Consider the following 24,973-nt stretch of genomic DNA (forward strand, 5'->3'; position numbering starts at 1 on the left):
ATTAATTATTTTTTTACTACCCACCATGTAGTTTCTACATTTCATACATTATTTTTATACAACTTAATACAATTATACTCATTTTTCATTATGCTTATTGACAAATTTATAAATTTTTGTGATAATTCTATTAAATATTTAGCAATTAATTCTTCTTAAATATACCCATGCGCAATGTCTATGTTTAATTTGAAGTAATCAAATAATACTGAGGGGTGTTTTCAATATGAAAAATAATCATTTTGCAAGAAAAATTAATAGGTTTTCTCAAAAATTAATGTTTGCTGCTTTAGCTACTACTGTCGTAGCTTCACCTGTTTTATATGCTAATACAGCAGACTACTCTGTAAGTTATGCTTCATCAACAAATGTTACTTCTTCTGTTGCTATCACTTCTAGCGAAGGCTTTTTAGAATCAGTTGCTGTTACTTGGAATATGGTTGCAGATGCAACTGGCTACAATGTTTACTACAAATCAGCTAATGCTTCTGATAGCACTTATAAACAATTAGACACTGAGCTTATTAGACAATACTCATCTTATATGAGAGCCGATGTACTCGGACTTCCAGAAGGCGACTATATTATTAAAGTTGTTCCTATTATTAATGGCAGTGAAGCAGTAGCTAAACAAGCTATTACATCAGCAGTTAATGTAACTGCTCATACTAGAGAAGGTTTCGCATTCTCACCTAACTCACCAATGGGTACAGGTTCTGGTGGTTATAATGATGATGGTAGCATTCCTGCTAATGCACAAATTATTTATATCTCAGCTGATACAGTAAATACTGTACAACTTGATGTTGTTACAAGCTCAAAAGGTTCTACTACAACATGTACAGGTCTTACAGATATCTTGGCAAAACGTCAAAAAGGCTATGATAAATCTCCACTTATTATCCGTATGATCGGAACAATTAAGAGCTCTGATATTTCAGGACTTAATAGCAACGGATATATTCAAATCAAAGGTTCTTATAATACAACTTTTGAAGGTGTAGGTGAAGATGCTACAATTAATGGTTGGGGACTTCTTGTAAGGGATTCGCATAATGTAGAAATTAGAAATCTAGGTGTTATGCTCTTCCCAGATGATGGTATTTCTCTTGATACAGATAATGAAAATATCTGGGTACATAATAATGACATCTTCTATGGTACAGCTGGTAGTGATAAAGACCAAGCAAAAGGGGATGGCTCTTGTGACGTAAAAGGATTCTCTAATTATGTAACAGTTTCTTATAACCACTTCTATGACTCAGGAAAATGTTCTCTTTGCGGTATGAGCGACTCTGAAGAATTCTTTGTAACTTACCATCACAACTGGTATGACCACTCAGATTCTAGACATCCTCGTATCCGTGTAGGTACTATACATATTTACAACAACTATTTCGATGGCAACTCTAAATATGGCGTTGGTATTACAAAAGGCGGCTCTGCTTTTGTAGAAGCTAACTACTTTAGAAATTGTAAATACCCAATGCTCATCTCACTTCAAGGTAGCGATATTGCAGATGGTAACCAAGGTACTTTCTCTGGCGAAGCTGGCGGTATGATTAAAGCTTACAACAACTATATCGAAGGTGCTAAACGCCTTGTATACCAAACACAAGATAGCAAAGAATTTGATGCTTATCTTGCAACCTCTAGATATGAAGCTGTACCAAGTTCATATCAATCAGCAAGCGGTGGCAATAAATACAATAACTTCGATACAAGTTCATCAATGTACAACTATACGCCAGATGATCCTGCAAGTGTAGAATACATGGTAACAACTTATGCAGGACGTACTAATGGTGGAGACTTCTCTTGGTCATTTACTTCAGATGATGATACAGACTACAGTGTAAATGAAGCACTTATGTCAGCTATTAAAAGCTATGAATCAGACCTTGTTTCTATTGGTGGAAATTCTGTAGAAACATCTCCTTCAGAACCTGATAATGGCGGCTCTGATAACAATGGCGGTTCTGATAATAATGGCGGCTCTGATAATGACGGCGGAGTAACAACTGGTACACAAGTTCAAAACTTTACAGCTGATGGCACAAATAGTAGTTTCTTCACTATAAATGGTAATCTTTCTACAAGCAAAGGTACTGTTAATTACAATGGATTAGATTTATCAACTTGCTTAAAGATTGAATCTTCTACAAGTATTCAATTCACTGCTGCTGAAGATGCAACTTTAACTTTAGTCTTTAACTCTAACTTTAACAAAGACATTAAAATTGATGGTGTCAATTATACAGCTACTAACGGTATCCTAACAGTAGACCTAAGTGCTGGTTACCATATCATTACTAAAGCAGATTCAGCAAATCTATATTACATTGCTTTAAACTAGTTTTTTCATAACTTTATTATATAAAAAAGGCTACTGCACCTGCGTGCAGTAGCCTTTTTCTCTTTAATTTATCCTTAACTTATTTTTCTATTTTAATCATACGATATCCGATACCTATATGTGTCTGGATATACTTCCCTTTGTTTTCTGTTCCTTCTATTTTTTTTCTTAATGATGCCATATATACTCTAAGAGATGCCACATCACTTTCAATAGCATTAGCCCATACCTTATCTAATATAAATTGATGGGTTAGCACCTTTCCTACATTTTGAGCCAATAAGCATATTAGATTATATTCTATAGGCATTAAATGAACCTCTTTCCCATCTACTCTCACCTCAGCTGCTGCATAATCAATAGTTAAACTCCCATTTGTAAAACTATTTTCCTCATCAGCACCTCTCATTTCTAGATATTGAATTCGCCTTAAAGTAGACCTTAACCTTGCTAAGAGTTCTTCTACACTAAAAGGTTTTGTAAGGTAATCATCAGCCCCCGCATCTAATGCTAATATTTTATCTTTACTATCACTTCTAGCACTAATAACAATAATAGGCATCATAGACCATGTACGTATTTTTTTAATCACTTCTACTCCATCTATATCTGGCAAACCTAAATCCAACAATATAATATCTGGTTTATGCGTAACAGCTTGTAATATAGCAATTGCACCATTTTCTGCTGTAATATATTTATAATTTTGAGTTTCTAATGTGGTTGTAATCAAACTACGGATAGGTTTGTCATCTTCCACAACTAATATATTCGGTTTTCCATTTATCATTTAATATGAACCTCCTCCGCTTTTAAGGTAAATCGAAAAATAGTACCTTTAGGTTTATTATCTAACACATAAATTTCACCACCATGCGCATTGACTATAGACTTGCATAGTGCAAGCCCTAAACCCATGCCTCTTCTGCCATCTGCCACTTGATTATTAACAGTATAAAACATATTAAATATCTCACGTTTCTGATCATCTACTATACCCTCGCCGCTATCTGCCACATCTATTTGAATAGTACGTCCTATTTTTCGTGTACTTATCTTGATTTGGGAGCCCCTTTCTGTATATTTAATGGCATTATCCAGTAAATTATTGATGACCTGTATAATAAGCTTAGCATCCATATTTGCCATGAGCATATCATCGTCTTCCTCTACTATAATCTCATGCCCTACACTGCGCCTATCCACATATTTTAAGCTTTCTGTAATCACATCATCAATAAGCTCTGGTTGCAGATTTAATTTCATAACACCATTTTCAATACGCGTTACTGACAATAAATTTTCAACTAAATTAATAAGCCAAATAGAATCATCGTAAATATCTTCATAGATGCGATTCTTTTGTTCCTGCGATATTTTATCTTCATTATTCATTAGCATACCTGCATTGCCAGAAATACTTGTAAGTGGGGTCCTTAAGTCATGGGAAATTGACCGCAATAAATTAGCACGTAGCTGTTCTTGCTCTAACTTAATGGCTACTTTCCTTTCTCTATAAATTAACTCTCCCTTCTCGAAAGCAAGTGCTCCTTCATTTAACATGGCACACATAATACCTTCTTCAAAAGCTGGAATCTTGCCCTTCTTCATCTCAATCCCTACTACACCAAATACTTTTTCTCCATTACGTATACTAAGATATAAATATTTAGAACCTGGCAATGTAGTTGTTGTAGCACCTGCATGCTTATTATTTTTATAAGTCCACTGTGCTACTGCTAACTCTTCCTTTGGCAACCTATCTTTAGCCTCTGGCGCCACTTTGTAGACTAATGGGATAGGATGCTCCTCTGGACTTCCTATGTAACAATAAATACTACGGTCTAACAGTTTTCCTAACTGATTAATCGTTGTTTCACCTATTTCTTTAAAATTATTAGCTTGCTGTAACTTTTGACTAGTTTCTAGTAATACCTCTGTACGATAAGCTTTTTTAGCTCCCTCTTTCGCAATTAATTTTACCTTTTGAGTTAATGTAGAACTTACAAAAGCTGTAATAAGCATCACTACGAAGGTGATAATATAACCAGTGTCATCTACTGAAAATGTGTAAATCGGTGCTGTGAAGAAAAAGTTAAAAGCACACACACTAATTATGCTAAAAATAATACTAGTTCCCCTATATCTAGTAAGCATCGATGTCATTAATACACCTAAAATATAAATCAATATCAGATTTGCTTCTTTAAAATTATATCTGGCAAATAAACTGCATATGATGGTCGCAACTACTAGATTAGTTACTGCAATATAGCAGTCAGTTGTTATGCCCTCTCCTATAAATTTCAACTTTTTAGGTTTTACATATTTCTTATTAAAGGTATCTGGAATCAAAAAGATTTCTAGCTGTGGCACTAGCTTAGTTAAACGTTCCGAAAAGCTTTCCTTTACGCCAAAGATACTCCTTTTTGTATATGTCCTTCCTAAAACAATTTTCGTAACCTTTGCAATCTTAGCATACTCTGCAATCTGCTGTACAATGTCATCACCATAAGAAATAATAACCTTTGCACCTAATTGTTCAACTAGCCTTGTGTTCTCTTGAAGCCTTGCTAAATCTTCCTTACTCATATAACTATATTCAGACGTCTCTACATAAATAGCTGTAAAATGTCCATGGAACGCTTTTGCCATCCTAGCTGCCTGCCTAATTACCTTAGCATTAGACGGCGAAGACGATAAACACATCAAAATATGTTCCGAAGCCGCGCCCTCTCTTTCTACTCCCAGAGTTGCTACTTGCTCTTGATTGACCCAATCTGCCATGCGTCTTAAGGCAATTTCACGAAGAGCAACTAAGTTCTGCATCGTAAAAAAGTTTTCTACTGCTTTTCCCACTCTATCCTGTCTATAGACTTTACCTTGTTTTAAACGTTCTATAAGTTCTTGGGGTTCAAGGTCTACCATTTCTATTTGCGTTGCCTTATCAAATACAAAATCTGGGATACGCTCTCTTACCGTTATGCCTGTAATGCCCGCTATCACATCATTTAAACTTTCAATATGCTGTACATTTACAGTGGTCCATACATCAATCCCTGCATTTAGTAATTCGTTAATATCTTCATAACGCTTTTCATGGCGACTCCCTTTAGCATTAGTATGAGCTAATTCATCTACTAAAATCACTTCAGGCATTCTCTCTAAAGCTACATCTATATCAAACTCTTTGACTGCAATATTATTTTCATTAATTATTTTAGGCTGAATGACTTCTAGTCCTTTTAATAACGCCATCGTCTCGGGCCTTGCATGAGGCTCTATATAACCTACGACTACATCGATGCCCTGCTCCTTAATCAAATGCCCAGACGACAACATGGCATAGGTTTTTCCTATGCCAGCTGCGTAACCAAAAAATATTTTAAATCTCCCTTTTTTACTTCTTGCTTGGTCATCTTCAATTTGCTTTAAAATAATATCTGGATTTCTATACAATTCTTCCACTATATATTCTCCCTTTAATTATTTTTAAAATCTTATTTATAAACTTTCTCTATATAAACAAATAAATTAACCCTCTTACATATTGATAATTTCCATTATTCTATCACTTATTATTTTAAAATACCATCCAACGCTAAATTTACTTCAAGTACATTTACAACCTCTTCTCCAAATATACCAAATAACTTATGATCAGTATATTTATCAATGATTTTCTGTACTTCTTCTTCACTCATACCTCTACTTTTCGCAATCCTTGGAATTTGATAATCAGCTGCATTTACACTGATTTGAGGGTCTAATCCACTTCCTGAAACTGTTACGAGATCAACAGGTACCTCCTCTGACTTTGCATCTGGATTGGCTGCTTGAATTTTACTAACCCTTTCTGCTATTAAATCACCATATGCTTCACTAGCTGGTGTTAAGTTAGAAGGACCTGCATAATATAGAAGATTTTCATCTTCTTCAAGTGAAATAGGATTTGAAATCATTACCCTCCCCCATAAATACTGATTACCTGTAAATTCTTGTGCTAATAGTTCACTACCATATCGCACGCCATCTACTTCTATGATGCTCCCATTTGCCTTATCTTTAAAGCAAACTTGTGAAATTCCCGTTACAATGAGAGGGTAAATCACACCACATAGTAAACTAAAGATAAAAAAGATTAGAATCGTTTTTAGTAAAACGGATTTAATAAATTTCATTATAAAGGCCTCCCCACTATACTAACCCAATAGCGACAATAAACATATCAATTAATTTTACAAAGATAAATGGTGTAATAATGCCACCTAAACCATAAACTACAAGGTTCCATGATAAAAGTTTTCCTGATGATACTTCACGGTATTTCACACCTTTTAATGCCAATGGTATTAAAGCTACGATAATCAACGCATTGTAAATAATCGCTGAGAATACTGCACTTTCTGCACTATGCAAATGCATGATATTAAGTGCATTAAGTTCTGGAAATATTGCCATAAATAATGCTGGAATAATGGCAAAGTATTTTGCAAGGTCATTGGCAATACTAAATGTTGTAAGGCTACCTCTTGTCATAAGAAGCTGTTTACCTATTCTTACGATATCAATAAGTTTGGTTGGTGAAGAATCTAAATCTACCATATTTCCTGCTTCTTTAGCTGCTTGTGTCCCCGTGTTCATAGCTACTGCCACATCCGCTTGGGCTAAAGCTGGCGCATCATTGGTGCCATCACCTGTCATAGCAACTAAATGCCCTTGTGCTTGGAAATCACGTATCATTTGAAGTTTGCCTTCTGGTGTTGCTTCTGCTAAAAAGTCATCTACACCCGCTTCTGCTGCAATAGCCGCTGCTGTAAGTGGATTATCTCCAGTAATCATGATTGTCTTAATTCCCATACGTCTAAGGTCTTCAAATTTTTCTTTAACGCCTACTTTAATAATATCTTTAAGATAAATAACACCTAATATTTCATGATTCTTTGAAACAACTAGAGGTGTCCCACCTTTATTTGCAATGTTTGTCACAACACTTTCACATTCTTTGCTATAAGTTCCACCTGCTTGCATAATATATTTTTTCATAGCATCCGCTGCACCTTTACGAATTTCACCCTCTTTTGAGTCTACACCACTCATTCTTGTGTTGGCTGTAAAAGGTACAAATTTAATATCTAACTCTTTTAAATTGCGTTCACGAATACCGAACTTCTCTTTAGCTAAAACAACGACACTTCTTCCTTCTGGTGTTTCATCTGCTAATGAAGCAAGTTGCGCTGCATCTGCAAGTTCTTTTACGCTGTGTCCATCTACTGCAATAAATTCTGCTGCTTGACGATTTCCTAAAGTGATTGTACCCGTCTTATCAAGCATTAAGATATCTACATCACCAGCTGCCTCAATGGCTCTACCACTCATAGCTAATACATTTGCTGCATTTAATCTGCTCATTCCAGCGATTCCAATAGCTGAAAGGAGTGCCCCTATTGTGGTAGGTGCTAAACATACAAGTAAAGCAATTAATGATGTAATAGAGGTAGGATTACTCATATCAAACTGTTTAGATAAAAATTCACTATATGCATATAAAGAAACGGTTACTAAGATAAAGATAATGGTTAAAGCAATTAAGAAGATTTGTAGTGCAATTTCATTAGGGGTCTTCTTTCTAGAAGAACCTTCTACCATGGCAATCATTTTATCTAGGAAACTTTCACCCGCTTCACTTGTAACCTCTACTATAATCCAGTCAGATGTAACTAATGTTCCACCTGTTACAGCACTTCTATCACCACCGGCTTCTCTAATAACAGGGGCTGATTCACCTGTTATAGCACTTTCATCTACAGAAGCTGCCCCTTCGATTACTTCGCCATCAGCAGGTATTTGATCCCCTGCTTCTATTATCACAACATCACCTTTTTTTAATGTTGAAGATGCAACGATATCGTAGACACTTCTATCTTTTTTATCAACTAATTTCTTAGCTTCTACATCTTTCTTAGAAGCCCTTAGGGTATCTGCCTGTGCTTTACCGCGTCCTTCTGCTATAGCTTCTGCAAAATTTGCAAAAAGTACAGTGAACCATAAAACAATGGCAATACCAGCTATATAAACTGATGGTGCATCCTTAATCCCAAATAACGATAAGACATATAGACCAGTTGTAATAATGGCACAAACATAAACTAAAAACATAACCGCATTACTAATTTGAACTTTAGGTGATAACTTTAAGAATGAATCTTTTAGTGCACGCTTTATCATTTTATTATTCATTATTTATTCCCCCTAACCTATCATTTGTAGATGTTCTGCAATTGGTCCAAGTGCTAAAGCTGGGAAGAAGCTTAATGCACCAATAAGTAACACTACAAATATGAGTAAACCAATAAACATAGCATTTGATGTAGAAAGTGTTCCTGCTGTTGTCGCAATCTTTTTCTTGCCTACTAAACTACCTGCCATTGCTAATGTGGCAATCATCGGTACAAAACGAACCACCAACATACAAAGTGCTATTAAAATATTGAGGAATAATGTATCTGCTCCGAATCCCGCAAATGCTGACCCATTATTACCTGATGCAGAAGCAAAAGCATATAAGATTTCTGAAAGGCCATGTGCCCCTGAATTATTTAAACTATTTACGACATTAGGTATAGTTACTGCGATACCGCTACCTATTAAATTGGCTACTGGTGTTGCAAGACACATGATTACTGCCATTTTCATTTCAAAAGGCTCTATTTTCTTTTCTAGGTATTCAGGTGTTCGCCCTACCATTAGCCCTGCTATAAATACGGTAAGTACTGCAAAGCCTATCATGCCATAAAGTCCACAGCCTACACCACCAAATACCACTTCACCTAACATCATTAGTAACATTAAAATCATGCCGCCAAGTGGTGTATATGAATCGTGCATAGAGTTTACAGAACCATTAGATGCTGCCGTTGTAAATGCCGCCCATGTAACAGAAGAAGCTATACCGAATCTCGATTCTTTGCCTTCCATATTACCGCCTGCTTGCCCATCTGTATCTAATTCAACTGAATAATTATTTTCTAATTGTGGTGTTGCAGCCCTTTCACTCACAGCTACTCCTGTCATAGCTGCCACTAACATAATCAGCATGGCTAAAAATATTGCCTTACCTTGCTTCATATCCTTAATATTTCTACCAAATGTGAAACATAATGCTGCGGGTATTAGTAAAATAGATATCATTTCAAGTAAATTTGATAACGGTGTAGGATTTTCAAATGGATGTGCTGAGTTAACACCGAAGAATCCCCCGCCATTAGTCCCTAATTGTTTAATTGCAATCTGACTTGCTGCTGGTCCCATAGGTACCACTTCTTCTGTAATAACCGTGCCATCTTCTAAGATTACAGGTTCTACAAGTTGTACTGTTTCATAGGATTTTAAATTTTGTACAACACCTTGTGATACAAGTACAAGTGAAAGAACAAGTGATAAGGGGATTAAGACATATAAAACGACTCTAGTTAAATCTACCCAGAAGCTTCCAATCCCCTTTTCTCTAGCACGAAGAAATCCCCTAATCAAAGCAAAAAGTACACAAATGCCAACACTTGCTGATACGAAATTTTGTACCCCTAACCCTAACATCTGTGATAGATAAGATAACTGCATCTCACCACTATAAGCTTGCCAGTTCGTATTTGTAATGAAGCTTACTGCAGTATTAAAGGCTAAATGCCAGCTCATACCATCAACTTTCTCAGGATTTAAAGGTAGTACGCCTTGAAAAACAAGAATTAAAAATAATGCGACCAAGGACACAATGCTAAATACCCCTACACTCATTGCATACCTTTTCCAGTCCATATCCTCATTTTCATCCACATGTATAATCTTATAAATTAATCTTTCCACTGATCCTATGATTTTAGTTAAAAATGTTTTTTCTCCATTCATAACCTTTCCTATATATTTGCCCAAAGGCATTGCAAGTAATATTAAAATTACCAAGTATAATACATACTGTATAACATCACTCATTTTCTCCACCTCTTATTTATTATTTTTCCTTGATTTTAAGGCTTTTTTCTCTGTCCCTTGCATGCAATCTCCTTCATCATAGGCTACTGCACCTGTAGGATAAAAACTGCTATATAAATCTAAGTTGTGTCGCACAGGCATTCCATATCAGGTCCCCCCTCTTAATTTCTTTTACTCACCTAAAATAAACTTGAAGTATTATAGATTTCACATTTATAAATTTTAGTTATTCATAGTTTTTAGTTGGTTTCTCTATATCTTATCTGCGATTTATTTTATAGCATCTGAAATTAAAGTAGGATTAGAAAAATTTTATATCACATTAAATTTGCATTAAAATTAGAGGGCCTTTAACCCAAAAAGGAAAGGTTGCGAAACCACTGGGAGAATTCACCCCATTTAGTAGGACACATAATAATCAAAAAAATAGACACGGTCTTTTTTTACCGTGTCTACTAAAAAGGTAGCATTGTCAACTTTGTGATACCGCCTTCTTTTATTATTTATTCGTTTCTGCTAATGTTGCATCGGTTTGGGCTTTTTCGAAGCCTACGATGACATAGCCAATGATATCATTTTCTAGCAGTAGCGTTTCAAGCCCTAACCTTGCATGATATACCTTTTCTTGTCAGCCTCATTAAGTAAGTATTATTTATATAAGTCCATACCAAAACTAGTTTTTAGTGGTTCTCCTTCTTCTAGCTGATAACTTCTTATCCCCCTCTCATCTCGCATAGCATGATAAAATTTAAAATATTGTGTCATCTATTTTGCCCTTGATCATTTATAGGGCAGAAAAGTTTTTTAACCCTTCTACCCTATTTCAAATTTCTTATTCTATTTCAATTAGCACCTTAGGATACTATAAATTATTTTTTCATACTTACTTATTTACTTACTTATTTACTTATGTACTTATTTACTTACTTGCTATCCCCTTTATGCACCTGACCAGCAAAAATTTTGCTCTTTTCCTTTGGCAATTTATTTTTAGTCACTAAGTCATAAAAACCTGAGACAATATAACTTATAGTCATAACAATCATTATAGCTACCATTTCATCGCCGCCAAAATATTCTAGAGCTAAAGCAATAGAAGTAATCGGCAAGGAAGTTGCACCACAAAATACACCTACCATTCCTAAAGCTGCTGAAGATGCCAATGGCAATCTAATATATTTTGCTACAGCACTACCTAATGCTGCCCCTACGAAGAATGTTGGATTTCCGCGACCGCCTTGAAAGACTGAACCTAATGCAATGGCTGTAAAAATAATTTTCCAAATAGAATCCATAAGCGTAGCTGGCTTGTCAAAGGAATCTCTAATAAAGGTTTGGCCTAAACCATTGTAGTCATCTCCTACGATTAAAAATAAAGTAATCGTAATGACACCACCTATAAGTGCCTTTAAATAAGGACTTTTAGTTACTCTCTCATAAAGCTTACTACTATTATCAAGGGCTAAATTAAATAAAAATCCACCTATCCCAAAGATAATGCCTGCAAGTACTAGCTTTAAAATAAGTAAAATGGTTAAATCATCTAGTGCTAACTTAGGAAAGTCTATACTTTTACTGCCTATCCAAGTACTAATTTCATTGGATATAACCGTTGTTAAAAATGCTGGAATAAGTGCCTGATAATGAAATCTTCCTTTTAAAACAAGTTCCATTCCTAATATCGCACCTGCAAAGGGGACATCATAAATGACACCAAAAGCACTCCCTACGCCGCAGATTACTAACGTTCTTTGTTCATCATCATTAAGCTTAAGTTTCCTTGCAATCCAGTCCCCTAAGGTACCACCCATAGCAATTGCTGATCCTTCCTTACCTGCACTACCACCAAAGAAAGTGGTTACTAATGAGCCTATGAATACAACGAAAGTCATATAAAAAGGAATATCTTTTGCCGCAGATTGTACCTCTGACTTTAACAAGTTTTCTCCTGAATAGGCATTTCGCTTAGTGTGAACATACATATAAGTAATGGCTAGACCTGCTAAGGGCAAAAAGTATATCAAATACTCATTGGCTTTACGGTATTTGTTAGCTGCCGTTAAAATTATATTATAGGCACCTACTACAAGCCCTATAGGAATTGCCATCGCAATGCTTAAGATTACCCACCTTAAAATTTCTTTTATTAATTTATAATAGTCATTCTTGCTTTCTGCCATCTTTATACCCCTTATCCTTCTGACACTTTTATAAAGCATATTGTTTGCTTATATCAAAAAAATAATTCTTGAGCGATAGCTTTTAGCAGTTTTACATACTATATTTCATTATAAAGTGGGACACCACCGAAGTTTCCTTGGTTATACATCTTCTCAATGTTTTGAGCTTCCCTTGGTTTCATATTAGAAAATCTATTGACTTTACTTCCTTCCTCTTCAACAAATTCTACTGCATATTCTTGGTCTGGTCTAAAAATTGTATTTGATAATAAATTAGTGGAATGAGAGACTAAAAATATTTGAGCCGCCTGAGATTGATGCATAAAGTATTTTATAAGAAGCTTCTCTAATTCATTGTGAAAAGCACTGCTAAATTCATCAATAATTAGCATACCGCCATTTTCTATTACTTTAAAAATGGCTGGTAATATACTTAATAATTTTCTATTACCTAGCGATTCCATAAAGAAAGGAATTTGCGTATTCATTCCTTGTCTTCTAAAAAATAATGTCTTTTCACTCTCATCATATAATCCCATGAAACTTTCTTTACGCTTTTCTTGGTACTCGATTTTATATTTAAAATTATACTCTTTAAGAAACATATTAATTTGCTCTGTCCCATACTCATCCAAATACTGCTTAAGCCCTATATTATTATCATCATTAGCACGTATATTCTCTGCATCTAAGTAAATAGAATTTCTAAGATACCTGAACCAAGCCTCTAGCAGTGGATACTCCTGAAATCCTGTGTTAAAATAAATGGTTCTTAAGGCCAATGTTTCTTTATCTTGCTTAAAGTGTTTCACATGGGTAATAAGAGACCTGGTTGTTTCACCTATTCTTTCTAATAGCATTTCTTCATTAACTAATAGTTTTTCACTTAACATGCGGTTTTTAGTATCATATTCTATTTGATATACAATTTGACTCCCTTTTATCTTAAAAGCATAGTTTAAATTCATCGTATCACGCTTACTAAATAAACATTTATAAGCACCTAGATTAATTCTCCTTTCTCTAAATAGCAAATCCAGCAGAACACTTAAAGCCAAAATAGCATTACTCTTTCCAGCTGCATTTCCTCCAACGAATATTGCCCCCTTCAATACGCCATCATCTGTTACATTAATATTTCTTAGTATTTTATAGTTTGTACTCTCAAAATCAAACACTGTCTTATGCTTAAATGATTTAAAATTCTCTATTTCTAATTTCGTTAACATCCTATTCTGCTCACTTCCTAATATAAATCCCACTCAGACTTATCCATCTAAGTCCTTGCCTGTGATGACACTAAATTTAAGTGCAAAAAAATTACACTTACAAATTTTTCAAGTGTAATTTTTTTACATCTTACTCTATCCTTTGTCCTACAAGCCTTCTAGTTCTACCTTTAATCTTTCAATAAGATCATCAGCCGTTGCACCTAAACCTTTTTTCGTAAGTTGCACAATAGCTGCTTCTATAGAAGGTAGTTTAAAGCTTGTTTGATAAAGCTGTACCTTATTTAAAATGTCGACTGGTATTCCAATCTCTACCTTTTCTACTTTTTGACTAACGACTTCTTTCTTTTCTACTTCTTCTACTTTCTTCTTTTCATACCATGCTGGTAAAGCAATACAGCGCCCAGCACTGGTCTCTACGAACACTAATCTTGGTTTATTTCCTTTGTCCAATCTAATATTACGTTCAATCACCTGTGATAACGATTGAATTGGATCTTTTGCAGCACTCGGTGCCACTAGTTTTCTTTCTTGCGCCAACCTTGCTAAATCTTTAGATTTCAGAGGTTTCTTATGTTCAGCCAAAAGCTGAGCTGCTGCCTGTTGTATTGTAATTGTCTTGTCCATCATATTGCCTCTTATCTTCCGTTATAAATCCTAGGATATTTATAGCTCATTTCTCTGTAAAAAGCCTATTTTTCTATTATAAAAGATGTTTCATCACTTAATCAATACCAATAATCCCATTTTTATACTATTCCTAAATACTTTGCATCCTCCTCCATCTTCTTCCATCATTTATCCTATTTTTACCATCACACTTCAATCATCACTTCATCAACTTGCGATTATTATTAATCATATATAATCACCTTTCATTACAATTTCATCACCTAGTGATTATTTAGTGATTATTTAGTGATGATGTCATGATTGTGGTTTTTGAGCATTTTTTTACCCACTTTCGGCCCCCAATAAACCTTTTTTACTCAATCCATTGATAACACTAGCTTAATCACCACCCATTTCCAATATTTTACTGATGATTAAACAGCACCAAGGCATAAAAACAGCAGATGCTTTACTATTCTAGAGCTCCTATATAGCTTCTATTAGTTAGTATAAGCATCTGCTATTGGATTTATTTAAAGTCGTTAGAAATATGGTTTTGGCCGCCAAATATAGCCATTTTAGAGGCATTTACAACTCCGCAGAACTAGATCGCGCCTAAAAATCAGTGTTTTTAAGCATCTAGTAAGCTGTATTTACACTTAAATCTCATATCTATAATTTAGAAGCCCATTTCAGCAAGCCAAGAAGTAAGCTTTTCTTTACGTGATTTTTTCATCACCAAAGTGATGATATTTCCCAAGTTTCATCTCATCTACAAGGTACTCATCTAGCATAAAAAGTACCCTTTTTGCACGAGATACAACCTTGGCATCATGCGTGAAAACTGCAAGAGTTTTGCATTGTTCATTCACTCGTCTTAAAATTTCCAGGATTTCCAAAGTGGTTTTCGAATTTAAGGCACCAGTTGGTTCATCACTAAAAATGATGTCGGGCTCATTTATAATTGCACAGCAGATACCGGCACGTTGAAGTTGCCTACCAGATACTTCCGTAATATCTCGGTCAGCTAGATTGGAAATGTCAATTTGTTTCATTAGCGAGATAGCGTGTCTAATAATTTCGCCTCTATTCTTGAGACGTGCTTCATATCTATTCCGCCATTATCTTAAAATATGCGCCTAAAAATCCTATGCCCTTAAAGTTGCAATCTCTTCTATATCCTTTGCTCTAATCATTTTTAAGAAAAGAGAAGTACTCAAAACTGCCATTTCTTGTTTTTTATTTTCCACTTCTATCCACAACTTATCCCCAACTTCTTTATTCAGGGCATTTTTGCTGGTATTAAGGTAGGATAAGGCTATCTCATTTTTACTTTTTGGAGTCCTTCCAGCCATGTAATCTAGGGAAAAAATGGAAAAATCACCACTCTCAATATTGATACGCTCCCACACCCCATCATTTCCTAGTACTTTATACTTGTAAGTGACCAATAGCACATACTTATCCACAGATGTATTTTTAGATACAATTTCCTAAATCTCCCTAACTATAAATTATTTATGTTTAGCATTTCTAAACTTTGCTGTGATTTGACCTGTGGATTATTTTGTGTAAAACTCTCAATTTCTCCTTGAAGCAACGGATGAAATAATAATAAAATGAGGTGCCTCGAAATTATTTATCGTGCACCTCATTTTTATCCTTATTATTTTTTTCAGCTTCTACTGCTCTAACATACCCGCGCGGCAACTGTCGCCTGGTTTTTCACCAAATATATCTGCTCTTCTCTTTTTATTAAGGTAGTTTAGGACACGCATTTTAAAACGCCCTAATTCCTCAACATTATAAAAAGCAAGAAGATCCCCTGCTAAGAAAACGCTATCCATTAGAAGGTATCTAAGGTCTTTGAAATTTTCTTCGTCTTCTGCACTTACTTCTAAGTTGCTGCAAGCTTCCATAAGTTTTTCAAACTGCTCTTTAGTATCTTGTAATCTTATTTTAATAAGTGGTGGGGCATCATTTTGAAAATCCTCATTTACGAGAGCTTCAATCCATGCTGCATAATCATTATTTATATCTACATATTGCTCATAAATTTCTATTAAGTTCATGACTTACCTCTTTCTAATGTCCTATTAAATTCTATTTTGTATCACCCTGCTTATCATAACATATGCAGAACGCCAAGTTAATGTCATCTTACTTCAATTAATCTTCTACTTGAAGTCAAAACTTGAAGTCCAAATCTAGTCGCCTATTTTCTCTAGTTCTTCTAAAATAATGCAGCTTTTAATCGTATTATTTCTTACGGCCTCTAAACATTCTTTGTAATCCATCCATATCACACCTTGGATTTCTTCTTTTTGCACCTTAATTGCTTCTATATCCAAATTATTTCTCTTCATACGATAGACACGGCTGATACGATTGTCATTAAAAGTTTTGCCATGAAAAATATTTGTATGATGCGCTCTTAAAGTCCAGCGGTATTCTAATTCTTCAGGAGTCGCTTCTATTCCTAATTCTTCTTTCAACTCACGCAATGCCGATTCAATGTAGTCCGAACCGGCTGGGATATGCCCTGCTGATGAGATATCTAGACAGCCAGGAAAAGAATCCTTATTTTCACTACGTTTTTGAAGTAATATATCTAATCCACCTTTTTCATTATCTCTCACAATCCACACATGAGCAGTCCTATGTAAATCACCATCCTCATGCACTTTACTGCGCGCCTTCACCATACCTGTTGGTTGCCCATTTTCATCTACAATATCCAACATTTCCATTCGTAGCCCCTCCTATTGCTTGTTGCTCTATAATTTAGTCTTCAATCAAATCTATAGAAAAATCAACTAAAACCTTGAAATATACATGTACGTAAATTGTTTTCTCTCAATGATTTCACATACCTAAAAATCATGCATAACTAAATTTTATAAATATGAAATCTATATATACTTTCACAAATGCTTTTTACTATTATATCATCTCTTATCATAGTTAGTTCTTAACTATTATTTTCTTTCATATTCATAAATCTGCCTAGGGGTTTCTGTAATATACATTTCCTTGAGTTCAAACTCTGCTTCTTTTTGAGCTTCAAAGGTTATTTTAGAAAAGCATTCTTTCTTTTCTGCCTTTCCTGTTAAAAACATTACCGTTGGTCCATCTGCCCCGCCTATTATGCCTATACTGGCACTGCATGTACTTTCTGGTTCATAAGCAGATTTTTTTCTAGGCTTCTTACTATAATTTATACTACTATCAATATTTAATCTCTCGCCCATTTTAAGAGGTGGTGTGATTTCATAAGTTGCTGAAGTTACATAGCACTGTAGATCCTCCATTTGCCAACTGTCCTCTTCCCCTCTCTCAAAAGATAATACATATTTTTCTTTCGTAACAGGATGTTCCATTTCAAATTCATAAGTAGGCTTATCACTGGATAATTTAAATTTCTTTTCTAAGTGATAATGCCTTTCTACTTCGCGTGTCTCAAACTTTAAGTTTTTTATCACATCGCCTCTCTTAATTCTTTTAAACTTTTGAAAGCCTTCTGCTGCCTTCGGATAAGGGATACAACACCTTTCTACGCCAAAATGTATTTCATCTTTTAGAATTTCTCTATATGCCTTCTTAAATTTCTTATACATCCCCTCATCATCCTGTATAGAAGAACATAAACTGGCGCTCGAACTATATCCCTTTTCTACCTTCACCCCATTAATCCATATCTTAGACAGTTTTATTGACTGATAAGGATGCACTTCCTCTATCTCTCCTCGCTGTGCCTCATCTGAAAAATCTACTGCTTCATATTTTTTAATGTAAGCCTTAAATACCTCATCCCCTATTGGCGTAATAATGTCAAAGACGATGCCCTTCTTAAAGCGATATACATACGGGATATAATGTTTTTGCCCCAAATACTCAAATTCCCAATTAATTTTTTGCTTACTTTTACATTCCTCCACTTGCTTTCTACTTTTTTCTTTTGTGTACCATAATGAGCTATCATAATAAATTTTCACCTTTTGTCCCCCTTATTATTTATTCTCATGCAAAAATATTTTTCCTGTCATTTGCTTATTAAGTTTATATCTTTTTAAATTTATTATATAGGCAAAAGAACTTTACCGCACATAAATTTAAATCAAAATAAAAATAGAGCCATAAAAATGGCCCTACTTCACAACATCTCTTTCTCTTATGTGCCGCAGTATGTTTTATAGCAACCGCCTTTAAGCACTGGTACTTCTGTGTACTGATCATATAAATTTGTATAATCATATGGTTTTTTAAGTACCTCTAGAAGTTTTGCTAATACACTATAATCCTGCCTTTTAGTTGCCGCTTCTAGTGCTTCCTCTACAAGGTGGTTACGTGGAATCACCTTCGGATTATGAGCTGCCATTAGCTTCTTTACTTCTTCTTTGGATACTTTTTGACGTTCTAATCTTTCCTGCCATAAGGCATACCACTTTTTAAAGCCTTCTTCTTTAAAGAACGCCATAGTTTCTAAATTTCCTAATGTTAAATTTCTAAAGGTATTCGTATAGTCGGGATGATATCTTTTCATAAGTTCCATAAGATGAATAACAAGTTCTTCATCTTTTTCTTCTTCTGTAAATACCCCTAGCTTCTTATACATTCCTTCAAACCAATAGGCTCTATATTGCTTTGTAAAATTAGATACCGCATCTTGTGCCAACCTAACCGCCTCATCCTGTTTTTCATGTAACAGTGGCAGCAATGTTTCTGCAAACCTTGCAAGATTCCACCCCGCTATAGGCGGCTGATTTTCATAGGCATAGCGCCCCTGTTCATCAATAGAGCTAAATACCGTTTTGGGATCATACGTATCCATGAAGGCACATGGACCATAATCAATTGTCTCGCCGCTTATTGCCATATTATCTGTGTTCATCACGCCATGAATGAAACCTACTAACTGCCATTTTGCAATTAGTTTTGCTTGGCGTGTCACCACTTCCTTTAATAAATACAAATAAGGGTTTTCTGCTGTTTTTCCTTCTTTAAAATGTCTTTTCAAAGTATAATCTGCCAATGCTTTAAGAGTTTCTAAATCCCCCCATTTGGCTGCATATTGGAAGGTGCCAACACGTATATGACTCTTTGCAATACGTGTTAAAATGGCACCATCTAATATGTCTTCTCGCCTAATCTTCTCACCCGTTTTAACTACCGCTAAGCTTCTAGTCGTTGGAATACCTAATGCATACATGCCCTCACTAATAATGTATTCTCTAAGCATAGGCCCTAAAGCTGCCTTGCCATCTCCTCTTCTTGAATAAGGCGTTCTTCCTGAGCCTTTTAACTGAATATCATATCTTTCTCCATCTTTTCCTATATATTCACCTAAAAGTACCGCCCGTCCATCACCCAACATTGTAAAATAACCAAATTGATGGCCTGCATACGCCTGAGCAATCGACTCCCCTATTACCTCGTTACCTGCAAGAATCTGCATACCTTCCTCGCTTTGCAAAAATGCTAAGTTAAGTCCCAACTGCTCTGCTAGTGGCGTATTAAATATAACTAATTCAGGATTTGGCACCTGACTCGGTGCTTGTTTTGAAAATAAGTTTTCTGGAAGCATCATATAGGTATGTTCTAGTTTTAGGTCTTGTTTTGTCATGTTGTCCCTTTCATTCTGCTCCTTTTATTTGCATTATAAATGCTTTCTCTAATTAGTTTTAGCTTAAGACTATTTATTATGCCTGTATAAATTAAACATCACACTCAATAATGTGCTTACTTTACTGATTAATTACATTGCCATCATAATATATAACCGTATCTTTTCCTTCAAATCCTTCTAGGTTAGACCAATCGCTATTTGTTAAACGTGCTTGTATATTTAAGCTACCTTGACCTTGTCTTAATTCTAAGTCTCTTGCAAATGTAATTTCTATATAATCACCTTTGCTATCACTTCCAAATTCTCCTTTTGTACCACTTGTTAAATCAACATACCATGGGGCTACATTAAGCTGTGCACTGCTGCAATCACACCAGAATTTCATCTCTTTTGCATCTACTTTTTCAAAATAATAACGAATAGCCACTTTAGATACATCTATAACTGCATCGCCTGTTGCATTGACTGTATAAGTTTGGCCAACGCCATTGCCATTTGCCTGAGTTTTAACTTGTACATCTAACCCTGGATTTTCCGTTATTTCTCCACCTTCTTCTCCAGAGTTGCCACCTTGATTTCCTCCTTCTCCACTGCCTGTGTTACCGCTCTGGTTGCCGCCTTGATTTCCTTCACCAGTATTGCCACTCTGGTTGCCACCTTGATTTTCTCCACCAGTATTACCGCCTTCTGAGCTTGCATCTGATACTAAATTAAGTCTAGATAAAGCATGTACTAAGGCTGAATTCCAGTAAATATCCACTTCATTTGTAGAGTAACTTTCCTGATCATCAAGATAACATTTAGCTGGCGCTGCATCTTTTAAAAATATTTTTGCACGATTATCTTCAAGTTGTGAATTCACACCACCAGCAATCATGCCTGGTGCTACTCCTCTAACCATAGATGGTCTATGATGTAAGTTTTTAGGAGTAACCGTACCATATCCAGTTACAAAAGATGTTGCTAATGCATTTTTACCAAAGCAATAGTTAACATGTTCTTTTGCATAATCAATATATTCCTCATTTGGAGCAATTGTATGAGCTGCTTGCATAATGATTGCATCATTAAGAATGCTCATATTACTTCCCCAATAGAAATTAGTTCCATTAGCTGTACCATATGCATCATTCTTAGTTGCAACTAATATATCATTCGCATCTCCTAAGATTTCTGATTTAATCTTTTCACAAATTGTACTATCTGCACCATTTGCTGCGAGGTATGCATCATTTCCGAAGCTTCCTACATTTTGCCAGTCATAGCCTGTTTCAATACCTTGTCCAGCAATCTGTTTGAATGCATCATTGTATTTGCTCTTACCTGTTGCTTTGAATAATGCTGCTGCTGCCCAGTATCTTTCATCCGTATCTTTTTTATCACCATATTCACCTGTTACAATGCCTGCTGGATTCGTAACGACCTGGCTTGGTTGTTGTACTAAATAATCCCATGCTTTTTCTGCTGCTGCTAAGCACTGGTTTGCAAAATTGCTATCTGTATCTTTGAATGCTTCATATCCCATCGCCATAACTGCTGCAAAATCTCCTGTTGCAGTTGTTGTGATAGGGCACACAATAAGTGGTGCTGTTTCTTCTTCTGGCATAACATATGAAGGGAAGTCCTTACACGTTACTTTGTGATATACGCCACCATTTGATTTATTTTGCATTTTGAAGAGCCATTCTAATTGACCTTTTACTTCATCTAAGATGTCTGGTGTACCATTTCCACTTTCAGGAATATTTGTATCATCCCCAAAAGCACTTGGATTTAAGTTATAAGCTGTTAATAAATCTCCTATTGTTTTACTAGTTGCTATAACATAACGGCCATAGTCACCTGCATCATGCCAGCCGCCAGAAACATCAATTTTTTCTGAAGTGCCATAAATAGTTGCCATAGTTGTATGACACTTATCATGATGTAAATTACCTGCATATTGTTCTGGAAGTACTTCTCCACATCTTTGTAAATAGAACATTCTTACTGCATCTCTTAAGACATCTTTATAGACATCATCACCAATTTTAAATGTGTAAGATTCACCTAGAGAATCTGTTTCAATTTTATATGTACCAGCTTCTTTTACTGATGAAAAATCTCCAATATATGTTGTTTCCTGTGCGCCAGCATTATAGCTCCCACCATCAATTGTTCCTGTATAAACTGTTTCCCCTGTAGATACTGAAACGACTTTGAAGTTTGTATCCTTTACATCTCCTCTAAATACAACACGTTTTGAATCATTTGGTAAGTAACCTACTTGGTTAAGAATAATGCTCTGTTCTTTAACTTCTTCTTCACCTTCATGTGAAATATTACTATCATCTATAAGATATACCCCAACATTATCAATAGTTACTGTATGTGCCCCTAAATCAGTGTCATTAACTTTTCCTAAGTTAAAGCAAAGTCTTGGTGCTTTATCTGTGTCATCTTTCATTGTAAATTCGCCGATAACTGTTTGTTTCGTTGAATTAGTATCCACTCTACCATCTATGTAGCCACGATAATCTCCACCATTTAATTGGATACGATAATCAACTTGTCTTGGAATAGATGAGCTAATATCAAATTTTAAAACATATTTACCGCCTTTATGAAGGGTGAAACCTTCATTATAAACTTGTAAGCTGTAGTTTACGTCACCTGTATTGGTAACAGTAGCCTCGGCTGCACCATTGACTAATTTTACTTCACCTTCCCCATTCTCACAGGTGAAATCTCCCCATCCATCATAGCCAATACTGAAGTCCCCATTAAAAAGTATATTTTCTTTTCCATTAATGACACTAGCATCTACTGTAGTTGCTTGTAAATTTATGACATTTGTATTCATTGTGCTGAAAATCATTCCAGCTAACGCAAGCATGGCAAAAGTTTTTCGCATCTTATACATCTCCCTTATTCATGTTGTTTTGATAATATTGTAACTTTTAGGTCCCACTGCTACAATGATATATCATGTCATATTACTGATAAATCCTGTTATTTAGGAGGTTTTCTTATGCATATTCAATATATTGGACACAACCATGTTCATGATATGGACTTTAAAATTTCTCGTCCAAATGGTTCCGGCAACTATTTAGCACTTCTCATTAAAAGTCCTGCTACTTTTTACTTACATGATAAAGTATTACATACACCACCTAATATCTTCTTCTTATATAAACAAGGGACTCCCCAGTACTATGAAGCCTATCAGCAACCTTTTTCTAATGATTGGTTTCACTTTAAACTAGCCTCAGATGAATTGGACTATTTTCAAAAATTAGCACTTCCTTTTGAAGTACCTATAGATATCCTAGATTTACCTTTCTTTTCACTTTTAATTAAACAAATGACTTGTGAGTTTTATGGTGATAGTCCCTATAAAACAGAGATTTTGGACCACTACATGCGTATTTTTTTCCTTAAAATTTCTGAAGCCTATAAAAGCAAACCCACTACTTTAAGTTCACCTCACCATAACCAGTTAGATTTATTGCGTAGTAAAATTTACAATTGTCCCTATGAAAAATGGAACATAGAATGGCTTGCACATGAAATCACATTAAGTCCTTACTACTTCCAAAAGCTCTATAAAAAGCGCTTTGGTGTGACCTGCCTACATGACATCATCAATGCGCGTATCGAATATGCTAAATGCAACTTGATTAAAACAGACCTATCTATCAAGCATATTGCAGAAATGTGTGGCTATGAAAATGATGTTCACTTTATGCGCCAATTTAAAAAATTCACTGGGCTTACACCCAGTGAATTTAGACTTCGTTATAAAGAAATTACAAACATTGATTCTATATCATTAAGAGACCTTGAATCATAATTCCTATTAATTAAATTTTTTCTTCTAGCGTATAATCGCATAGCCCATATATGCGCAATATATAAGGATGCAGACAATTCCTTCTCCACGTACTGTTTTTTTATCGGTTCTTGCAAAGATATAAGTCATCACAGAGACACCTAGGAGGATAATGACATCCATAAAGCCTTCCCTACTTGCTGTAATAGGTGATAATACTGAAGACATACCTAAAATAAATAAGATATTAAAAATACAAGAACCTACAGCATTTCCAAGCGCAAGTCCTGTTTCACCCTTTTTAGTAGCCACAATAGATGTTACAAGCTCTGGCAATGATGTCCCCATAGCAATGATTGTAAGTCCAATAAGTGTTTGGCTTAGCCCAAAGTTTTCTGCAATAGCACACGCATTATCTACAACTAAGTCACCACCTACAATAATGGCAATTAAACCACCTACAATATAAAATACACTTAATAATGGTGATAATGTCTTAATTTCTTCGCCATCCTGTGCATGTCTATTTTTAAGTGCTTCCTTAACAACAATCACTAAATAAACTGCGATACCAAGTAATAAAATAACTCCTTCTATCTGACTAATTTTTAAATCAATAATTATAATAAGCAAGGCAATTGTTGTCACAATATTTACAGGTAAATCCCTTTTTAAAATATCAGCATCCGTATCTACTTTACGAATAATTGCACACATCCCAATAACTATAAGTAAATTAAAAATATTAGACCCTAAAACATTACTAAGCGCAATATCGTTATTTCCTGTAAGACCTGCTGTAATACTTACCGCAGCCTCTGGTGCACTGGTTCCTAGTGCGACAATTGTAAGCCCAATAACGACAGATGGAATCTTAAATAACTTGGCAACTGATGAACTCCCCTCTACAAAGAAATCTGCTCCTTTTACAAGAAAAAGAAATCCCACAAGCAATAATACATACATCATAATCTTTTCTCCTCTCCTAACTCCCTTAAGTAATTACATAAATAAAATATACTTAGTGTGAGTCGCTACACTTCTCTATATAAAAATCTTAACGCAAAAAAACGAGACTTTTATTGCACCCAAAAATGCAATAAAAGTCTCGTTCTTATTTCAGTATGTAGACCGGCTTTATCAGCGTCATGACGATCTGCATAGCAC

Annotated in this window: 19 protein-coding genes; 2 read left to right on the forward strand and 17 right to left on the reverse strand. The window is 35.1% G+C overall.

What is annotated here, in order from left to right:
• Positions 1-226 precede the first annotated feature (226 nt).
• A complete protein-coding gene (locus AC1VAQ_RS09220) occupies positions 227-2,356 on the forward strand; it encodes a pectate lyase family protein (RefSeq protein WP_303244378.1) in 2,130 nt (709 codons plus the stop codon).
• A gap of 79 nt (positions 2,357-2,435) precedes the next feature.
• On the opposite strand, the gene AC1VAQ_RS09225 is transcribed toward AC1VAQ_RS09220, so the two are convergent.
• The 16 genes from AC1VAQ_RS09225 to AC1VAQ_RS09300 all read right to left on the reverse strand — a co-directional run bounded on the left by AC1VAQ_RS09225 (position 2,436) and on the right by AC1VAQ_RS09300 (position 22,885).
• Complete coding sequence (locus AC1VAQ_RS09225; RefSeq protein ID WP_302596618.1) at positions 2,436-3,146, reverse strand: response regulator; 711 nt, start codon at positions 3,144-3,146, stop codon at positions 2,436-2,438.
• On the reverse strand, positions 3,143-5,824 hold the full coding sequence (locus AC1VAQ_RS09230) for a sensor histidine kinase KdpD (RefSeq protein ID WP_330697503.1): 2,682 nt from the start codon (positions 5,822-5,824) through the stop codon (positions 3,143-3,145). The genes AC1VAQ_RS09225 and AC1VAQ_RS09230 overlap by 4 nt, the downstream gene beginning before the upstream one ends.
• 110 nt (positions 5,825-5,934) lie before the next feature.
• On the reverse strand, positions 5,935-6,537 hold the full coding sequence (gene kdpC / locus AC1VAQ_RS09235) for a potassium-transporting ATPase subunit KdpC (RefSeq protein WP_302596617.1): 603 nt from the start codon (positions 6,535-6,537) through the stop codon (positions 5,935-5,937).
• A 16-nt stretch (positions 6,538-6,553) separates the two neighbouring features.
• Positions 6,554-8,596 (reverse strand): potassium-transporting ATPase subunit KdpB, encoded by a 2,043-nt coding sequence (gene kdpB / locus AC1VAQ_RS09240; protein ID WP_302596616.1) that lies wholly within the window; start codon positions 8,594-8,596, stop codon positions 6,554-6,556.
• A 12-nt stretch (positions 8,597-8,608) separates the two neighbouring features.
• The gene (gene kdpA / locus AC1VAQ_RS09245) at positions 8,609-10,345 is read right to left on the reverse strand and encodes a potassium-transporting ATPase subunit KdpA (RefSeq protein WP_479903832.1); all 1,737 of its coding nucleotides are present in this window, start codon (positions 10,343-10,345) and stop codon (positions 8,609-8,611) included.
• A gap of 12 nt (positions 10,346-10,357) precedes the next feature.
• Positions 10,358-10,486 (reverse strand): hypothetical protein, encoded by a 129-nt coding sequence (locus AC1VAQ_RS09250; RefSeq protein ID WP_479903833.1) that lies wholly within the window; start codon positions 10,484-10,486, stop codon positions 10,358-10,360.
• A gap of 782 nt (positions 10,487-11,268) precedes the next feature.
• Positions 11,269-12,525, reverse strand: coding sequence for a chloride channel protein (locus AC1VAQ_RS09255; RefSeq protein WP_302596613.1), 1,257 nt, complete (start codon positions 12,523-12,525; stop codon positions 11,269-11,271).
• A gap of 98 nt (positions 12,526-12,623) precedes the next feature.
• Positions 12,624-13,754: an AAA family ATPase gene (locus tag AC1VAQ_RS09260; RefSeq protein WP_302596612.1), complete on the reverse strand. Its 1,131-nt coding sequence runs from the start codon at positions 13,752-13,754 to the stop codon at positions 12,624-12,626.
• 147 nt (positions 13,755-13,901) lie between these two features.
• Positions 13,902-14,381, reverse strand: a complete 480-nt coding sequence (locus AC1VAQ_RS09265) for an HTH domain-containing protein (protein ID WP_302596611.1) — start codon at positions 14,379-14,381, stop codon at positions 13,902-13,904.
• 704 nt (positions 14,382-15,085) lie between these two features.
• Positions 15,086-15,445, reverse strand: coding sequence for an ATP-binding cassette domain-containing protein (locus tag AC1VAQ_RS09270; RefSeq protein ID WP_479903838.1), 360 nt, complete (start codon positions 15,443-15,445; stop codon positions 15,086-15,088).
• A 69-nt stretch (positions 15,446-15,514) separates the two neighbouring features.
• On the reverse strand, positions 15,515-15,835 hold the full coding sequence (locus AC1VAQ_RS09275) for a hypothetical protein (protein WP_479903834.1): 321 nt from the start codon (positions 15,833-15,835) through the stop codon (positions 15,515-15,517).
• A 213-nt stretch (positions 15,836-16,048) separates the two neighbouring features.
• Positions 16,049-16,438, reverse strand: coding sequence for a hypothetical protein (locus AC1VAQ_RS09280; RefSeq protein WP_303244360.1), 390 nt, complete (start codon positions 16,436-16,438; stop codon positions 16,049-16,051).
• 135 nt (positions 16,439-16,573) lie between these two features.
• Positions 16,574-17,116, reverse strand: a complete 543-nt coding sequence (locus AC1VAQ_RS09285; protein WP_302596607.1) for an NUDIX hydrolase — start codon at positions 17,114-17,116, stop codon at positions 16,574-16,576.
• A 228-nt stretch (positions 17,117-17,344) separates the two neighbouring features.
• Positions 17,345-18,361, reverse strand: coding sequence for a hypothetical protein (locus tag AC1VAQ_RS09290; RefSeq protein ID WP_302596606.1), 1,017 nt, complete (start codon positions 18,359-18,361; stop codon positions 17,345-17,347).
• Between the two features lie 176 nt (positions 18,362-18,537).
• A complete protein-coding gene (locus tag AC1VAQ_RS09295; protein WP_303243951.1) occupies positions 18,538-19,989 on the reverse strand; it encodes a protein adenylyltransferase SelO in 1,452 nt (483 codons plus the stop codon).
• 121 nt (positions 19,990-20,110) lie between these two features.
• Positions 20,111-22,885, reverse strand: coding sequence for a glycoside hydrolase family 9 protein (locus AC1VAQ_RS09300; RefSeq protein ID WP_302596604.1), 2,775 nt, complete (start codon positions 22,883-22,885; stop codon positions 20,111-20,113).
• Positions 22,886-23,002: 117 nt separating this feature from the next.
• Between AC1VAQ_RS09300 and AC1VAQ_RS09305 the strand changes: the two genes are divergently transcribed.
• Positions 23,003-23,827 (forward strand): helix-turn-helix transcriptional regulator, encoded by an 825-nt coding sequence (locus tag AC1VAQ_RS09305; protein WP_302596603.1) that lies wholly within the window; start codon positions 23,003-23,005, stop codon positions 23,825-23,827.
• Between the two features lie 24 nt (positions 23,828-23,851).
• Here the strand turns inward: AC1VAQ_RS09305 and AC1VAQ_RS09310 are convergent, their stop codons facing one another.
• On the reverse strand, positions 23,852-24,775 hold the full coding sequence (locus AC1VAQ_RS09310) for a calcium/sodium antiporter (protein WP_302596602.1): 924 nt from the start codon (positions 24,773-24,775) through the stop codon (positions 23,852-23,854).
• Positions 24,776-24,973 lie beyond the last annotated feature (198 nt).

Source organism: Cellulosilyticum sp. (genome assembly GCF_982396655.1).

Excerpts from the sequence above, each read along its gene's own strand:
- AC1VAQ_RS09220 (WP_303244378.1), top strand. The coding sequence starts at position 227 with ATGAAAAATAATCATTTTGCAAGAAAAATTAATAGGTTTTCTCAAAAA.
- AC1VAQ_RS09225 (WP_302596618.1), bottom strand. The coding sequence starts at position 3,146 with ATGATAAATGGAAAACCGAATATATTAGTTGTGGAAGATGACAAACCT.
- kdpC (WP_302596617.1), bottom strand. The coding sequence starts at position 6,537 with ATGAAATTTATTAAATCCGTTTTACTAAAAACGATTCTAATCTTTTTT.
- kdpB (WP_302596616.1), bottom strand. The coding sequence starts at position 8,596 with ATGAATAATAAAATGATAAAGCGTGCACTAAAAGATTCATTCTTAAAG.
- kdpA (WP_479903832.1), bottom strand. The coding sequence starts at position 10,345 with ATGAGTGATGTTATACAGTATGTATTATACTTGGTAATTTTAATATTA.
- AC1VAQ_RS09250 (WP_479903833.1), bottom strand. The coding sequence starts at position 10,486 with ATGCCTGTGCGACACAACTTAGATTTATATAGCAGTTTTTATCCTACA.
- AC1VAQ_RS09255 (WP_302596613.1), bottom strand. The coding sequence starts at position 12,525 with ATGGCAGAAAGCAAGAATGACTATTATAAATTAATAAAAGAAATTTTA.
- AC1VAQ_RS09260 (WP_302596612.1), bottom strand. The coding sequence starts at position 13,754 with ATGTTAACGAAATTAGAAATAGAGAATTTTAAATCATTTAAGCATAAG.
- AC1VAQ_RS09265 (WP_302596611.1), bottom strand. The coding sequence starts at position 14,381 with ATGGACAAGACAATTACAATACAACAGGCAGCAGCTCAGCTTTTGGCT.
- AC1VAQ_RS09280 (WP_303244360.1), bottom strand. The coding sequence starts at position 16,438 with ATGAACTTAATAGAAATTTATGAGCAATATGTAGATATAAATAATGAT.
- AC1VAQ_RS09285 (WP_302596607.1), bottom strand. The coding sequence starts at position 17,116 with ATGGAAATGTTGGATATTGTAGATGAAAATGGGCAACCAACAGGTATG.
- AC1VAQ_RS09295 (WP_303243951.1), bottom strand. The coding sequence starts at position 19,989 with ATGACAAAACAAGACCTAAAACTAGAACATACCTATATGATGCTTCCA.
- AC1VAQ_RS09300 (WP_302596604.1), bottom strand. The coding sequence starts at position 22,885 with ATGCGAAAAACTTTTGCCATGCTTGCGTTAGCTGGAATGATTTTCAGC.
- AC1VAQ_RS09305 (WP_302596603.1), top strand. The coding sequence starts at position 23,003 with ATGCATATTCAATATATTGGACACAACCATGTTCATGATATGGACTTT.
- AC1VAQ_RS09310 (WP_302596602.1), bottom strand. The coding sequence starts at position 24,775 with ATGATGTATGTATTATTGCTTGTGGGATTTCTTTTTCTTGTAAAAGGA.